Origin of the sequence: Janthinobacterium rivuli, from assembly GCF_029690045.1 — a bacterium.
Classification (GTDB): domain Bacteria; phylum Pseudomonadota; class Gammaproteobacteria; order Burkholderiales; family Burkholderiaceae_D; genus Janthinobacterium; species Janthinobacterium rivuli.
Genome location: NZ_CP121464.1, coordinates 5919095 through 5932388 on the forward strand (window position 1 = coordinate 5919095; position 13294 = coordinate 5932388).

Annotated in this window: 15 protein-coding genes; 10 read left to right on the forward strand and 5 right to left on the reverse strand. The window is 61.5% G+C overall.

Annotated elements, in window-relative coordinates; all coding sequences use genetic code 11:
- Window position 1 precedes the first annotated feature (1 nt).
- Window positions 2-1366 carry a KamA family radical SAM protein gene (locus tag P9875_RS26850; protein ID WP_278317091.1) on the reverse strand — a complete coding sequence of 455 codons (1365 nt, stop codon included), beginning with the start codon at window positions 1364-1366 and terminating at the stop codon, window positions 2-4.
- Window positions 1367-1647: 281 nt separating this feature from the next.
- Here P9875_RS26850 and P9875_RS26855 point away from each other — a divergent pair, with 281 nt between their 5' ends.
- Window positions 1648-2106, forward strand: a complete 459-nt coding sequence (locus P9875_RS26855; RefSeq protein WP_034780434.1) for a cache domain-containing protein — start codon at window positions 1648-1650, stop codon at window positions 2104-2106.
- Between the two features lie 68 nt (window positions 2107-2174).
- Window positions 2175-3869 carry a methyl-accepting chemotaxis protein gene (locus tag P9875_RS26860; RefSeq protein WP_278317092.1) on the forward strand — a complete coding sequence of 565 codons (1695 nt, stop codon included), beginning with the start codon at window positions 2175-2177 and terminating at the stop codon, window positions 3867-3869.
- Here the strand turns inward: P9875_RS26860 and P9875_RS26865 are convergent.
- Window positions 3866-4444 (reverse strand): DNA-3-methyladenine glycosylase, encoded by a 579-nt coding sequence (locus P9875_RS26865; protein WP_278317093.1) that lies wholly within the window; start codon window positions 4442-4444, stop codon window positions 3866-3868. The two genes, P9875_RS26860 and P9875_RS26865, sit on opposite strands and share 4 nt — an antisense overlap.
- A gap of 290 nt (window positions 4445-4734) precedes the next feature.
- Here P9875_RS26865 and P9875_RS26870 point away from each other — a divergent pair, with 290 nt between their 5' ends.
- From P9875_RS26870 to P9875_RS26880, 3 genes are all read left to right on the forward strand, one after another.
- On the forward strand, window positions 4735-5601 hold the full coding sequence (locus tag P9875_RS26870) for an HDOD domain-containing protein (protein WP_225242669.1): 867 nt from the start codon (window positions 4735-4737) through the stop codon (window positions 5599-5601).
- A gap of 107 nt (window positions 5602-5708) precedes the next feature.
- Window positions 5709-6917, forward strand: coding sequence for a hypothetical protein (locus P9875_RS26875; RefSeq protein WP_278317094.1), 1209 nt, complete (start codon window positions 5709-5711; stop codon window positions 6915-6917).
- Between the two features lie 91 nt (window positions 6918-7008).
- A complete protein-coding gene (locus P9875_RS26880) occupies window positions 7009-7671 on the forward strand; it encodes a hypothetical protein (RefSeq protein WP_278317095.1) in 663 nt (220 codons plus the stop codon).
- A 2-nt stretch (window positions 7672-7673) separates the two neighbouring features.
- Here the strand turns inward: P9875_RS26880 and P9875_RS26885 are convergent, their stop codons facing one another.
- Window positions 7674-8195 carry a DNA-deoxyinosine glycosylase gene (locus P9875_RS26885; RefSeq protein ID WP_278317096.1) on the reverse strand — a complete coding sequence of 174 codons (522 nt, stop codon included), beginning with the start codon at window positions 8193-8195 and terminating at the stop codon, window positions 7674-7676.
- 95 nt (window positions 8196-8290) lie between these two features.
- Here P9875_RS26885 and P9875_RS26890 point away from each other — a divergent pair, with 95 nt between their 5' ends.
- The 4 genes from P9875_RS26890 to P9875_RS26905 all read left to right on the forward strand — a co-directional run bounded on the left by P9875_RS26890 (window position 8291) and on the right by P9875_RS26905 (window position 11052).
- On the forward strand, window positions 8291-8719 hold the full coding sequence (locus P9875_RS26890) for a DUF962 domain-containing protein (protein WP_046684331.1): 429 nt from the start codon (window positions 8291-8293) through the stop codon (window positions 8717-8719).
- A 137-nt stretch (window positions 8720-8856) separates the two neighbouring features.
- Window positions 8857-9306, forward strand: a complete 450-nt coding sequence (locus P9875_RS26895; RefSeq protein WP_035822363.1) for a glycine zipper 2TM domain-containing protein — start codon at window positions 8857-8859, stop codon at window positions 9304-9306.
- 298 nt (window positions 9307-9604) lie between these two features.
- On the forward strand, window positions 9605-10549 hold the full coding sequence (locus tag P9875_RS26900) for a DMT family transporter (RefSeq protein WP_278317097.1): 945 nt from the start codon (window positions 9605-9607) through the stop codon (window positions 10547-10549).
- Window positions 10546-11052 (forward strand): GNAT family N-acetyltransferase, encoded by a 507-nt coding sequence (locus P9875_RS26905; RefSeq protein WP_278317098.1) that lies wholly within the window; start codon window positions 10546-10548, stop codon window positions 11050-11052. Before P9875_RS26900 ends, P9875_RS26905 begins: the two co-directional genes overlap by 4 nt.
- A gap of 208 nt (window positions 11053-11260) precedes the next feature.
- On the opposite strand, the gene P9875_RS26910 is transcribed toward P9875_RS26905, so the two are convergent.
- Window positions 11261-11602 (reverse strand): hypothetical protein, encoded by a 342-nt coding sequence (locus P9875_RS26910; RefSeq protein WP_152598782.1) that lies wholly within the window; start codon window positions 11600-11602, stop codon window positions 11261-11263.
- Window positions 11603-11616: 14 nt separating this feature from the next.
- Between P9875_RS26910 and P9875_RS26915 the strand changes: the two genes are divergently transcribed.
- Window positions 11617-11796, forward strand: a complete 180-nt coding sequence (locus P9875_RS26915) for a hypothetical protein (protein ID WP_034746290.1) — start codon at window positions 11617-11619, stop codon at window positions 11794-11796.
- An 11-nt stretch (window positions 11797-11807) separates the two neighbouring features.
- Here P9875_RS26915 and P9875_RS26920 read toward each other — a convergent pair whose 3' ends face one another.
- Complete coding sequence (locus P9875_RS26920) at window positions 11808-13253, reverse strand: glycine betaine ABC transporter substrate-binding protein (RefSeq protein ID WP_278318881.1); 1446 nt, start codon at window positions 13251-13253, stop codon at window positions 11808-11810.
- Window positions 13254-13294: the final 41 nt, after the last annotated feature.

The following is a 13294-nucleotide window of genomic DNA, read 5'->3' on the forward strand; positions in this document are numbered from 1 at the left end:
CTCAGGCTGCCTTTGCCAGACGGATGACTTTATGCGGCACGTGCGGCACAGGCTCATCCGTTTCAAAGAAAAACTTGTCGTGGCCAAAGGCCGGCTTCAGATCGTCCATCCACGTCGCTTCCGCATCGAATTTCGCATAAAACGGCCGCCGCACCCAATCCGGATTGCGCGCCTGCAAAAATTGCAGGGCAAACAGTTTTTCGCCATTGATGGTGACTATGCCGTCGATGACGATCTTGCCAGGGAATGCACTCATGGACGGTCCGCGCACCGTGCGCGACAGGCCCGACACCATCTGGTAGGCGGCCTGGAAAATCTCGTGCGCCTTCGCCAAGGGCAACTCGAAATAGCCGCGCGGCCCCGTGTCACGTTCGACGAACATGTAATACGGAATCGCCCCCAGGCGCGTGCCCGTCTGCCACAACTCGGCCCAGCTTGCCGGATCTTCATTGATGTGGCGGATCAGCGGCCCCTGCATGCGCAAGGTGGCGCCCGTGGAGACGATGCGTTTCACGGCTTGCTGGGCGATGTCCTGGCGCAACTCAACGGCGTGGCTGTAATGGCCCATCACGGCCAGGTTCTTGCCCGCCTTGACGACGCGCTCGAACAGGCGCATCAAGTCGTCCGCATCGCGGTCGGACACGAAGCGCTGCGGCCAATACGCCACCGCCTTGGTGCCGATGCGAATGTTCTGGATGTGTTCCAGACCCGGCGCCAGCAGCGGCTCCAGGTAGGCGGCCAGTTGCCGCGTGTTCATGATCATCGGGTCGCCGCCCGTGATCAGCACGTCCGTCACCTCCGGGTGCAGTTTCAGATAGGCGGCCAGCTCATGCGATTCGCGCGCATCGAACTTCATGTCGTCCATGCCGACGAACTGGGGCCAGCGGAAGCAGAAGGTGCAATACGCGTGGCAGGTCTGGCCCGCGCTGGGAAAAAACAGCACCGTCTGCGCATATTTATGCTGCAAGCCGCGCACGGGCGCATCGTTGACCTTCGGCACGTTATGCGTCATCTGGCCAGCTGGGTGGGGATTCATGCCCAGGCGCAAGCCATGCACATAGGCATCAATGGCAGCCTTGTCCTGCTTGACCAGCACCAGGTCGCGCAAGTGCGCGTACTGCTCGGGTGGCAGCATGTCGCGGTGGGGAAAGACGAGGCGATAGATGGGGTCGTCAGGAATATTGTTCCAGTCGATCAGCTGATCGAGCACATATTCATTAGTGCGAAACGGCAAGACGTGCGACACCACTTGCACGGCTACACGCTGCTCTTCCGGCAGCCATTCCCACTGCCGCGCCTGTTGAATGGTTTGCCGCGTGTACGGCTTGAACTTGGGTGAAAACGGCTCGGTAATGAGTGCGGCCACGATAAGCTCCTTGCCTGTAAATAGCGATAACTTGCATGAAATCAGCCCTACATCGTCCAATTCCAGCCTCTCCCCCCTCATGCCAGACCCGCCCGGCATGCTGTGAAAGTCATCATAATTCTTGCCGTTCGGAACCAAATTGCTACATATCAACAAGCCGTCGATACGTTGCAAGCTGCCTACAAGCAACACCTTAGTTTGTTCCATCGCAATTTGAGGGACGCGTCGGCGACGTAAATTACGACTTGGCAACATATCCCTCGATATCACAAGGAGCTTTCATGAAACGCTTATTCACGGGTAGCCTGCTGTGCCTGGCATTTGCCGGCGGCAGCGTCAGTGCCGCCGTCGAACCAACGGAAAAAGACGCCATCGCCATGGCCGAACGGGGCGCCGCCTTCATGAAGGCGCATGGCAAGGAAGAAATGATGAAGAAAATCACGGCGAAAGACCCGGACTTCGTGCAGGGCTCGCTATACGTGGACATGCGCGACATCAAGACGGGCATCGTGCTGGCCCACCCCATCAATCCTTCCATCGTGGGCAAGGATTTGACGGATGTGCCCGATGCGAATGGCAAGAAATATCGCCGTGAAATCATTGAACTGGCGCAAAAACAAGGCAAGGGCTGGGTCGACTACCAGTACAAGAATCCCACCAGCGGCAAGATCGAACCGAAGACCACGTACATCCTGCGCGTCAACGATGTGGTGCTGGAAGCGGGCATCTACAAAAAATAAGGCAGGGGCGGCGCGCATGCACACCGCGCGCCGCCTGCGGTGTGAACAGCCATAGCCAGGAGTCAAGCATGCTCAATCAATTACGCATCGGACCAAAATTATTGCTGGCGCCCATACTGGTCTTGCTGTTGCTGATACTCAGCTCGACCGGCGCATGGTATGGCATGGTGCGGCAAAATGCCTCGCTGGAAAACATGGTGCGGGTGCGCATCACGCATTTGAAGGCGGCCGCCGATGTACTCGGCGAAGCCAGGCAGGTGCATGGCAATATGTACCAGTTGCTGTCGTGGACCAATGGCAGCTTCGCCAAGGCCCGCCTCGATGCACTTGAACAACAGATCAAGGTGCGCCACGCGGCCATCGGCACCCAGTTGACTTCGCTGCGCGCCACGGCCACGGGCGCCGAGCGCACTTTGGTCGATGCGGCCATCGCAGCGCTGGCCGGCTATCGCAAGGCAGTGCTGGAAACCATGGAAATGGCGCAGATGGATCAATCGATCGCCACCAATTCCATGCTCAAGGCGGAAACCCAATTCGGCCAGTTCAATACGCAGCTGGCGCAACTGTCGGCCCTGGAAACCACCCTCAGCAGCCAGGCCCATGCGACGGCCAGCGCCGAGTTTCGCACCCTGGGCTGGAGCCTGCTGCTGACGGTGCTGCTGTCCATCCTCGTTTCCATCGTCGTGACCATGCTGGTGCGGCGCGCCATGCTGGTGGAAATCCGCGGCATCGCCGACGCCGTGCAAGACCTGGCGGCGGGCAAGCTGACGGCCGGCGCGCCCAAGCAGGGCAATGACGAAATCGCCGCCACCTCGCGCGTGCTGGACCAGACCATCGCCCACCTGAACCAGACCTTGCGCACCATCATGGACGCCGTGCAATCAATCGACACGGCCTCGCACGAAATTGCCACCGGCAACCTGGATTTATCGGCGCGCACGGAAATGCAGGCCAGTTCGCTGGAGGAAACATCGAGCGCCATGGAAGCGCTGACGCAAGCCGTCAATGACAACGCCGACAACGCCCAGCTGGCCTGCGAGCTGGCCGGGCAAGCATCCACCCTGGCCGTGCAAGGAGGGGAGTCGATGCAGCAGGCGGTGACGACGATGGCGACAATACGTGCCAATTCGCGCCAGATCGTGGATATTATCGGCGTGATCGATGGTATTTCCTTCCAGACCAATATCCTCGCGCTAAACGCGGCGGTGGAAGCGGCGCGCGCAGGCGAGCAAGGCCGCGGCTTTGCCGTGGTGGCGTCCGAAGTGCGCACCCTGGCGCAGCGTTCGGCGCAGGCGGCCAAGGAAATCAAGACCCTGATCGCCACCTCGGTCACCACCATCGATGGCGGCAGCGTGGCCGTGCAGCAAGCGGGCGACAGCATGGGCGCCATCGTGGCCTCGGTGCAGCAAGTCAATGAAATCATCCAGCGCGTGAAACAAGCCAGCGCGGAGCAGGCGTCCGGCATCACGGAAGTGAATCAGGCCGTCACGCAAATGGATGATGTCACCCAGCAAAATGCGGCCCTGGTGGAGCAGGCGGCGGCAGCGGCAGCCAGTTTGCAGGACCAGGCCGTCAAATTGTCGGCGGCAGTCAGCGTCTTCACCCTGGACCAGCGCCCCGCCGCGCCGAGCGGTCACACCGAAGAAGAAGCATTCCAGCATCCGGCGAGTACGCAGCAGGACAGGCGCGCACTGCACAGCCCGCTGCGCGGCAAGTCCGCCTTGCCCGGCACAAACACGGCGCCGCAGCGCCGCCGCAGCTAGGCGGCTGGCGCGCGCATCGGTTTGCTGAGATAGCGCGAGCCGGCCAGCACGAAACGCCACGGCGTGTCCACCGCCTTGGAAATGCCGATGCGCAAACCCGCCTGCACCGTCACCTCTTGTTCGCGGGGCAACAGCATGAACGGCGGCGCATCGAGCGCCAGCCGGTTGTGCATGTGCGTGACACCGAGCGCCTGGCACACCTTGCCCGGCCCCGAGCACAGCAGCCGCGCATCGTCGACGCCGCGCCGCTCGCGCATGATGTCGAGGCCCTCCAAAGGTTCGATGGCGCGGATCAGCACGCCCGCGCCATGGCCAGGCTCGCGGCACACAAAGTTCAGGCACCAGTGGATGCCATACGAGCGGTAGACATAGGCGTGCGCGGGCGGACCGAACATGGCCGCATTGCGCGGCGTCATGCCGCCATACGTGTGCGAAGCGGGGTCCAGCCGGTCATACGCTTCCGTTTCCACGATGCGCCCGCCCACGCCGTCGACCAGCACCGTCACGCCGATCAGCTGGCGCGCCACGCTGCTGGAATCGTCCGCAAAATCGATACCCGCGAGGATTTTTTTCATCCGGCAATTGTACCGCCGCGCATCCCGCCGCACGCCCTGCCCCGCCTTGAAAACAAATGAAACTTGCTCTTTTCATCATGATCATCTTCATGGGCAGCGTCGTAAAATGATGAAAATCGGGGCTGGAGCAGGCCAAAACAGGGATTTTTGCGAGAATATATTGCAGAGATGAACTATTGCCATGCATAAACAGCGATAATCGTCGGGCACTGCGCCAGACGCTCATGAGGCGGGCAGCGGCAGCGCGCGACAGAATAAGCACCGGACACAAAAATGATGATGAAAGCGTGATGATGAGAGCGGCAGCGCAAAAGCAGGTAGTGCAGGAAGATCCGGTTGACGCCCTGATGCGTTCCATCCGCATCCCGCCGCGTCCCAGCCTGCTGGTCGACCTGCAGCGCGAACTGGCGGAACAAGACCCGTCGCCGCGCCGCATCGCGCGCATCATCGCCGATGACGTCGGCATGTCCGGCGCCCTGCTGAAACTGGCCAACTCGCCGTTCTATGGCGCCGCGCGCAAAGCCAAGTCCGTCGAGCAAGGCATCAATTTTCTTGGCATCAACCAATGCAGCGCCATGATGACGGGCTTGCTGGCACGCCAGGCGCTGGAAGCGGAAGGCGTGGAACTGACCAACTTCTGGGATGTATCGGCCAAACGCGCGCGCGCCCTGGTATTTACTTCGCGCAAGCTGCGCATCGCCCCGCCCGACATCGCCCACACCTTCGGCCTGTTCTGCGATATCGGCGTGCCCCTGCTGATGAACCGCTTTCCCGACTACGTCAACACGTATGCGGCGGCGGCCAACGATGCGAACAATTGTTTCACGACCCTGGAAGACGCGCGCCACCAGACCAACCATGCGGCCATCGGCTGCTTGCTGGCGCGCAACTGGGGCCTGTCCTCCGATGTCTCCTGGGCCATCTTGCACCACCACGACTACACGGTGCTGGCGGACCCGTCCACGGACGACGCCATCCGCTCGCTCGTCGCCCTGTCGTTGCTGGCCGAAAAGGGCATTCAGCGCTACCATGGCAACAGTACCTCGCTCGAGTGGGACAAGGGCGGCGAGCTTGCCTGCCAGCATCTCGGCCTGTCGCAGGAAGAAGCCGCCGACCTGCTCGACGAATTGCACGAGATGTTCGATACCGACCATTGAGGTATCAGGCGGCCGCGTCCGCCTGTATGATCTGTCCCGGCGCCTGGCCTGAGCCCTGGCGCCTGTTTCCGTTTGCCTGACCCGTATTTCTTAACCTGTTGATCGCCATGCCCAAAAATAAGCGCCCTGTCCCCCGTAAATCCGCCAACACGCCTGAAGACAAGGACGAGTCCGTCACACGCATGCTGTGCACGATGGCCCTGAACCTGGCGGAGCAGGAAGACAGCGAATCGCAAGGCACGGTACTGGCCGAGCAAGCCGTGGAATTTGGCCGCCTGATCCGCAAGGCCCTGAATCAAAAGAAGGATGAAATCCTGTACGACGCCATCGAGCGTTCGAAATACGAAGACGTGGGCGCCTACCAGTACCTGCGCAGCCATATCGAGGAAGCGGCGTCCATTTCCGTGATCCGCCGCGACAACGCACCGGCGATGGAAATCAACGCCTTCGTCGTGCCCCTGCTGGTGCAAAGCACGGGCGGCCTGAAGGAAGCGGACAGTTTCCAGGACCAGGACGCTTTCGAAGCACTGGTGAAAAGTTTCCAGCAGGCAGAACTGGAAAGCGCCAAGGCCAAGGTAGTCCTGATGAGCCATGCCTACGACCTCGATGAAATCGACCGCATCACGTATAGCCATTTGCACGAAATGGTGCGCGATGCGTATAGCTCGATGACGGACAAGAAAATCGTCGCCACGCCGGGCCTGGAAAGCAGCATCGTCGGCTGGAGCGAAACGGCTTTCGGCCCGCAGGACACGGCCGTCGAACTGCGCTTCCTGCTGGGCTTTGCCTTGAAACGCGTGGACGACCCGTTCTATGCGGAACCGAAGGACGAAGCGGCGCTCGACGCCTGGTTTGACGCACGCATGGCCCGCTACCAGCAGTGGACGACGGAAGTGGGCGAGCTGGTGAAACGCTGCATGGCGCCGGCCGGCAGCGCCCTGGAAGTGAGCTTCCTGTACCAGGATTTGTTCCACGGCGGCAAGGAACAAGGCATGAGCGAGTACGCGATGCTGCAAATGATGTCCGGCATCAACCATGCCTTGGCGGAAAACAAAGTCGACGCCAGCGATGTATCAGTCGTCGTCGGCCCGGCCGATGAACATGGCGAAATGCTGCTGCGCGTCAACGTCAGCACGGCAAACGGCCAGCTGCTGCACAGCGCCGACAAGCCGCTGGACCTGGCTGCCGACCTGCAGGACGAAGTCGACGACATCTGCGATGCGCTGGCCACCATCGGCGTGACGCAACTGTCCGTGGCGCTGAAATTCGATGCCAAGGGACAGCCGCTGGAAGCGCAGCCGTACGCGCCGGCGTAAGTCCTGCCCCGCCATCTCGACAAGCGGCAGTTATCAAGATACCATCTCCCGTTAGCGTGCGACCAGCCTGGCGCACCTTCCGGAGATGTGCATGTCCCAGCCGCAACTGATCAATATTGCCACCCATGTGCTGGCCGGCAGCGCCGCCATCGGCCTGGGGCTCTTCCTGCTGGCGGCAGCCAAGGGCACGCCGCGGCACCGCCGCCGCGGCAGGCTGTTCGCGTGGCTGACCTTGCTGGTCTGCATCACTGCCGCCATCGGCAATCTGCTGTTTGACTATCGTCCCGTCTTTGCCGTGCTGACGGTGCTGGTGCTGTACCAGTTGCTGAGCGGTTGGCGCGCCGTCTACACGCGCGATGCCGGTCCGCAAGCCGTCGATGGCGCGATGACGGCAGCCGCGCTGGTAGCCGGCGGGTTGATCCTGTTGCGCCTGCAGCACGATGCTTCCGGACAGCAAGCCATCGTCGTGCTGTCATCGCTGGGCGGCCTGGCCACCATCCTCGTCTACGACGGCGCGCGCTGGGCCTTTCCCCGCCGCTGGCATGGCATATTGTGGCGCTATGAACATATCTACAAGCTGCTCGCCTCGCTGTTCGCCATGCTTTCCGCCGCCGCGGGCAACCTGCTGCGCGTGGGCCAGCCCTGGACGCAGCTGGCGCCATCCCTGCTGGGCTTGATCTGCATCGCCTGGTTCTGGCGGCGCCAGTACCGGCAAGAACGGGCGCAGCGCCTCATGCACGGGCTTGCCGCCTGACATCAGCCACGCAAAGCCAGCCACGCCTGCAATTTCTGCGCATACGCCAAGGTATAGGCCGGGCTGCTCGACGGCAAGCTGACGATGCGGTAGCGCTGCGCATGTTCACCCAGCACCTTGATGCCCAGCTTCGCGGCCGTGCCTCCATTGAAAGCGATCGTGCGCAGCTGCGGCAGGCTGGCGGCCAGAGCCACGAGGTCGTTGTCGTCGCGGGCGCGGATGTTGCTGTCCAGGCTGCCCGTGCGCTGCGCCTGCGCCACCACATCCCACAGGCCCACGCCGTGCGCCAGCAAGGTCGCCAGGCGCTCTTCATAGGGCAGGCTCTTCAATTCAACGCCCAGCACTTCGCCCAGCAGCATCCAGAACCTGTTTTGCGGATGCGCATAGTACTGGCTGTGGGCCAGCGATTTTTCTCCGGGCAGGCTGCCCAGTATCAGCAAGCGCGTATCGGCATTGACGACGGGGTCGAAACAGCGCTTGCGCGGGTCGGCGGCAACGTCTGGCAAGAAGGCTGGGCTATTCAAATGAACGTTCCGAAAAGGAAAATGATGGACCATTTTACCCGGCCACGCGACGGTGTAGAATTCCCGCACAACCCTCCCGACACAAGAGACCGCCCATGCGCACCATCGACACCCTGCTGGCCCAGTATGGCGAAAGCCACCGCAACCACGTCAATGAATGGGTGCACATCGTGTGCGTGCCGCTGATCGTTTTCAGCCTGCTGGGGCTGCTGTGGAGCGTGCATCCCAGCGTGGCGCTGCTCGGCAGTATTCTGGCCTTATACTATTATTACAAGCTGTCGCGCCCGTTTGCTGCGGGCATGCTGGCGATGCTGGCCGCCATGCTTGGCCTGCTGCTGCTCATGCCGGCGCTGACCATCCTGCCCGTGTCGCTGGCACTGTTCGTGCTGGCCTGGATAGGCCAGTTCATCGGCCACCAGATCGAAGGCAAGAAACCGTCGTTCCTCGACGACTTGCGCTTTTTACTGGTGGGGCCGCTGTTCGTGCTGGGATTTTTATACCGGCGCCTGCGGCTGGCGTATTGAGCGGCAAGCGCTTACGCAAAGTTGGTAACAGATTTTTACCATTCGTAACTAGTTATCTGAGGCAAGTGTCCTTATGATAAATCACCATCTGCCGGTCGATGCAATCGGCAAGCAACTTTTGTCCAAGGGAGTCCCACATGAAAGCACCAATTATTGCAGTGGCATTGCTCGCCACCCTGGCCGGCTGCGCCGTACAACCGAACTCGGCAAATGTCTACAATGCGCGCCAGGCGCAGAATGAACAATCGGTTCGCATGGGTACGGTTGAATCCGTGCGCCAGGTAACCATCGACAAGGGTGAAACGGGCACGGGCGTGTTGGCTGGCGCGGCGCTGGGCGGTGTGGCCGGCTCGACTATCGGCGGCGGCAAAGGCGCCATCGCGGCCAGCATCCTCGGCGCCGTCGCCGGCGGCATGGCCGGCAAGAGCATCGAAGCGAATGCCTCGAACAAGGCCGGCCTGGAAATCACCGTGCGCCTGGACAATGGCGACATGCGCGCCATCGTGCAGGACGCCGACGAGCTGTTCCGCCCGGGCGAGCGCGTGCGCCTGCTGTCCGATGGCCGCAAGACCCGCGTCACGCATTGATCCGCTTGCCGGCGCATGCGCTCAGCCGAATGCGCCGGCAGCGAGCAAGGCGGAAGGGTGCAGCCAGATGGCAATCACAGCCGTCACGACGACATACACAAGCACGCTCCATACTTTGATCTGCAGTGAGGCTGGCATGGCGGTCCCCTTCAAAAATGCAATTCAGAAAATATTTACTTGATAATAAAGTAAATATTTTCATAAATTCAACATTTTCCAGAAGCACTGCGCTGGCTCAATGTCTGCCTGCGCATTTGCCAAACTCGACCGGGACGCGCGATGCCCGTATACTTGCGCGATGTCCTCTCCTCTCCTGTTCATCATTGCCTGCCTGATCTGGGGCTCCACCTTCTGGGCCATCACCTTGCAGCTGGGCGATGTCGCCCCCGCCGTTTCCGTGGTCTACCGCTTCGGCCTCGCGTCCGCCACCCTGTTTGCCTGGTGCGCCGTGCGCGGCGACCGCTTGCGCCTGCCTTGGCGCGCGCAAAAATGGATGCTGCTGCAGGGACTGGCCTCGTTCGCCCTCAGCTATGTGTGCACCTACAGCTCGGAGCAATACCTGGTCTCGGCCCTTGTCAGCGTGCTGTTTGCGCTGATGGTGTTCTGGACGCCGTTGCTCAACCGCATCGCTTTCGGCACACCGATCACCTGGAGCACCTGCTGCGCGGCATTCGTCGCCATCTGCGGCATCGTGCTGCTGTTTTACCAGTCCATCGGCGCGGCGCTGCAAGATATTCTGGGCGGCGGCAATGGCCATTTTCTGCTGGGCTTTATCCTGGCGCTGGTGGCAACCGTGTCGAGCACGGCAGGCAACGCCCTCGTCATGAAAGTGCGCGAACATTCCGGCAACGTGATGCTGACCATGGCCTGGACCATGCTGTGGGGCACCTTGATGGTGGCCGCCTGGGCCATCGCCACGGGCCAGTCCTGGCAATTGCCCGCGCGCCCCAGTTACTGGATGGGCTTGGTGTACCTGGCCATCTTCGGTTCGGTGATCGCCTTCAGCGCCTATTTCACCTTAATCGCCCGCATCGGCACGCAAAAGACCGTGTACATCGGCGTCGTCACGCCCGTCATTTCCGTCCTGCTGTCGGTGCAGTTCGAACACTACCGGCCCGCCGCCATCGAATGGGTGGGCATGGTGCTGTGCCTGTCCAGCGTGGCCTGGGCCCTGACGTCGGGGGCGCGCAAGACGAGTACCATCGCTTCCCTTTCCACCACTCCATCCACAAAGGCAACATGAGCACCTCTTCCTCCCTCGCCATCCGTCCCGCGACCGCATCCGACGTGGCCGCCATCTTTGGCATGATCCACGAACTGGCCGTGTTTGAAAAACTCGAACACATGATGATCGCCAGGGAATCCATGTTGCACGACAGCCTGTTCGGCGCCCACCCCGCATGCGAAGCGCTGGTCGGCACGGAAAATGGCGAAGTGGTGACCTTTGCCCTGTTCTTCCATAATTTTTCCACTTTCCTGTGCCGCAAGGGCTTGTACCTGGAAGACCTGTATGTAAAGCAATCCGTGCGCGGCAAAGGTTATGGCAAGCAGATGCTGGTAGCGCTGGCGCAACTGGCCGTCGAACGCGATTGCGGCCGCTTCGAATGGTCGGTGCTGGACTGGAATGAAAACGCGATCAATTTCTACAAGGGCATGGGCGCGGACGTGATGCCGGACTGGCGCATCTGCCGGGTCGCTGGAGATGCCTTGACGCAATTGTCGGCGGGTACGCCGATATCTGCATAAACCAATTGCCCAAAAAAAATCCCCGCGGGCTAGCGGCACCGCGGGGTAGAACCCATTGTCAAGTGGGAGGGGGAGAATGCAATCAACGGTTATCAATATAAACGCTGCCGCTTACGATGGCGCAGACCTTTACATTTGCTTACCGGGCCTTACATTTGACTTAAATCTGCTAACCAAGTTTCACCAAGTGTCGCTTGAAAGACACTGATTATTTCCGTGGTTCAATCAATGTGCCGTGCAAGCCGATATGTTGTTGCGCAACCCCACCGCCACCCTGCGATTTTCTATAGATTTGGTACACTGTCAGGCAGGCGATGCAGCCAGCAACCACGGCAAAAATGACCATGCGACGCTCCTTGAATATGCTTGAAGGAATCAGGGCCTGCGGCACCTGATGATGACCAGGCGAGCAGGGAAGATTCAGTGTGGCATCTTCGCCCTGGCGGGCATTGTGCAATGTCAAACACGCCAATTTGACGGGGTCATGGCATTTGATATGGCGCAAAGTGGCGGCATTCCGCTCACACAAAATGAACGCATCATTACGCACCTGGGAGCCACATCATGAATGTTTCTGCCAAACCGCTCGTCATGAAAATCTACCGCGCCTACCTGCGCTCCCGCCTGGAGCGCTATACGCGCGACTTGCAAGCCATCGCCGAACAGCGCGAGAACGACTTCCAGGCTGAACGCATCCTGCACCAGGCCGTCGTCTCGGTGCGCTCCAAACTGCACTCGCTGTAACCGTGATGCCGTCAGTGCTGCCGGCCGGCCACGGCCCAGCGCTCCACCAGTTCGAACAAGCCTTGCGTCAGCAGGGCCAGCACGGCTGCGGGGATCGCGCCGGCCAGCAGCATGTCGTTGTCGTTCAGCGCCAGGCCGATGGTGATGCGTTCGCCATAACCGCCCGCGCCGATGAAGGCGGCGATGGTGGCCGTGCCCACGCTCATCACGGCCGCCGTTTTCACGCCCGCCAGCATGACGGGCAAGGCCAGCGGCAAGTCCACGTGCAGCAAGCGGTCGCGCTTGCTCAAGCCCAGCGCCAGCGCCGCCATGCGCAAGCCTTGCGGTACCTGCAAGATGCCCGTGCACGTGTTGCGCACGATGGGCAGCAAGGCATACACGAATAGGGCCACCAGTGCCGGCACGGTGCCGATCATGCCCAGCACGGGGATCAATATCGCCAGCAGGGCCAGCGACGGCACCGTCTGCAGCACGCCGACGAAGGCCAGCACCGTTTGCCGCAGCGGCGCCGAAAACGCCGCCAGCACGCCCAGCGGAATGCCGATCACGCACGCCAGTGCCACCGACAGCAGCACCAGGGTCAGATGCTGGCGCGTCAGTGTCCACAAATCGTCGCCGATGATTTTATCGAGCAGCTTGCTGCGCGTGGCGGCCGGTTTGTTCGCCTGCGTGCCGGACGCCAGCCACTGGCGCGCCACGTCGGAAAAAGTCTTGCCATCGATTTCCACGGCCGCATTCATGGCGATCATGTCGCTCTCGCTGATACGCCCCTGCAAGCCTTGCAGCGCCAGCCAGGCGGCGGGAAAGCGCTGCGGCACGTCGAGCCGGTACAGCAGCATGGCGTCGTAGCGGGGAAAATACTGCTGCGTGTCGGCCAGCACGCGCAAGCCGTACTGGCGTATCTTCGCGTCCGTCGAATAGATGTCGATCACGTCCACCTGGCGCTGCGCCAGCGCTTCATAAGCGATGCCGTGATCGAGCCCGCGCGGGCGCTGCGGCAAGCCATAGCGGGCGGCCAGGCCCGGCCAGCCATCGACCCTGCCGATGAATTCATGCGACAGGCCGAATGTCAGGGCCGGGTGCTGGGCCAGCTGCGCCAGGCTGGCGATGGTTTTTTCATCGCTGCGCACGGCCAGCGCATAGGTATTGTTAAAGCCCAGCGGCACGGCCACGCCCAAGCCCAGCGTCGCCAGCTCGCGCCGCATCTGCGCCAGGTCGATGGCTTTGTCGTGCTTGAGGATTTCGCTGCCGATGGTGCCCATGTATTCGGCATACACGTCGATGCTGCCCGCCTGCAGCGCAGCGAGCACGATGGCCGTGTTGCCCAGGCCCTGGCGGTGCTGCGCCTTGACGTGCGGCGCGGCGCTCTGCTGGATGATTTCGCCGAGGATGTACGATTCCGTGAAGCGCTTCGAGCCCACCTTCAGGGTGCCGCCATCCTGGGCAAGGGAGGACATGGGCGCGGCGGCAAAGACCAGCAACAACAACAGGTAAACAA

Excerpts from the sequence above, each read along its gene's own strand:
- P9875_RS26855 (WP_034780434.1), top strand. The coding sequence starts at position 1,648 with ATGAAACGCTTATTCACGGGTAGCCTGCTGTGCCTGGCATTTGCCGGC.
- P9875_RS26860 (WP_278317092.1), top strand. The coding sequence starts at position 2,175 with ATGCTCAATCAATTACGCATCGGACCAAAATTATTGCTGGCGCCCATA.
- P9875_RS26865 (WP_278317093.1), bottom strand. The coding sequence starts at position 4,444 with ATGAAAAAAATCCTCGCGGGTATCGATTTTGCGGACGATTCCAGCAGC.
- P9875_RS26870 (WP_225242669.1), top strand. The coding sequence starts at position 4,735 with ATGATGAGAGCGGCAGCGCAAAAGCAGGTAGTGCAGGAAGATCCGGTT.
- P9875_RS26875 (WP_278317094.1), top strand. The coding sequence starts at position 5,709 with ATGCCCAAAAATAAGCGCCCTGTCCCCCGTAAATCCGCCAACACGCCT.
- P9875_RS26880 (WP_278317095.1), top strand. The coding sequence starts at position 7,009 with ATGTCCCAGCCGCAACTGATCAATATTGCCACCCATGTGCTGGCCGGC.
- P9875_RS26890 (WP_046684331.1), top strand. The coding sequence starts at position 8,291 with ATGCGCACCATCGACACCCTGCTGGCCCAGTATGGCGAAAGCCACCGC.
- P9875_RS26895 (WP_035822363.1), top strand. The coding sequence starts at position 8,857 with ATGAAAGCACCAATTATTGCAGTGGCATTGCTCGCCACCCTGGCCGGC.
- P9875_RS26900 (WP_278317097.1), top strand. The coding sequence starts at position 9,605 with ATGTCCTCTCCTCTCCTGTTCATCATTGCCTGCCTGATCTGGGGCTCC.
- P9875_RS26905 (WP_278317098.1), top strand. The coding sequence starts at position 10,546 with ATGAGCACCTCTTCCTCCCTCGCCATCCGTCCCGCGACCGCATCCGAC.
- P9875_RS26915 (WP_034746290.1), top strand. The coding sequence starts at position 11,617 with ATGAATGTTTCTGCCAAACCGCTCGTCATGAAAATCTACCGCGCCTAC.
- P9875_RS26920 (WP_278318881.1), bottom strand. The coding sequence starts at position 13,253 with ATGTCCTCCCTTGCCCAGGATGGCGGCACCCTGAAGGTGGGCTCGAAG.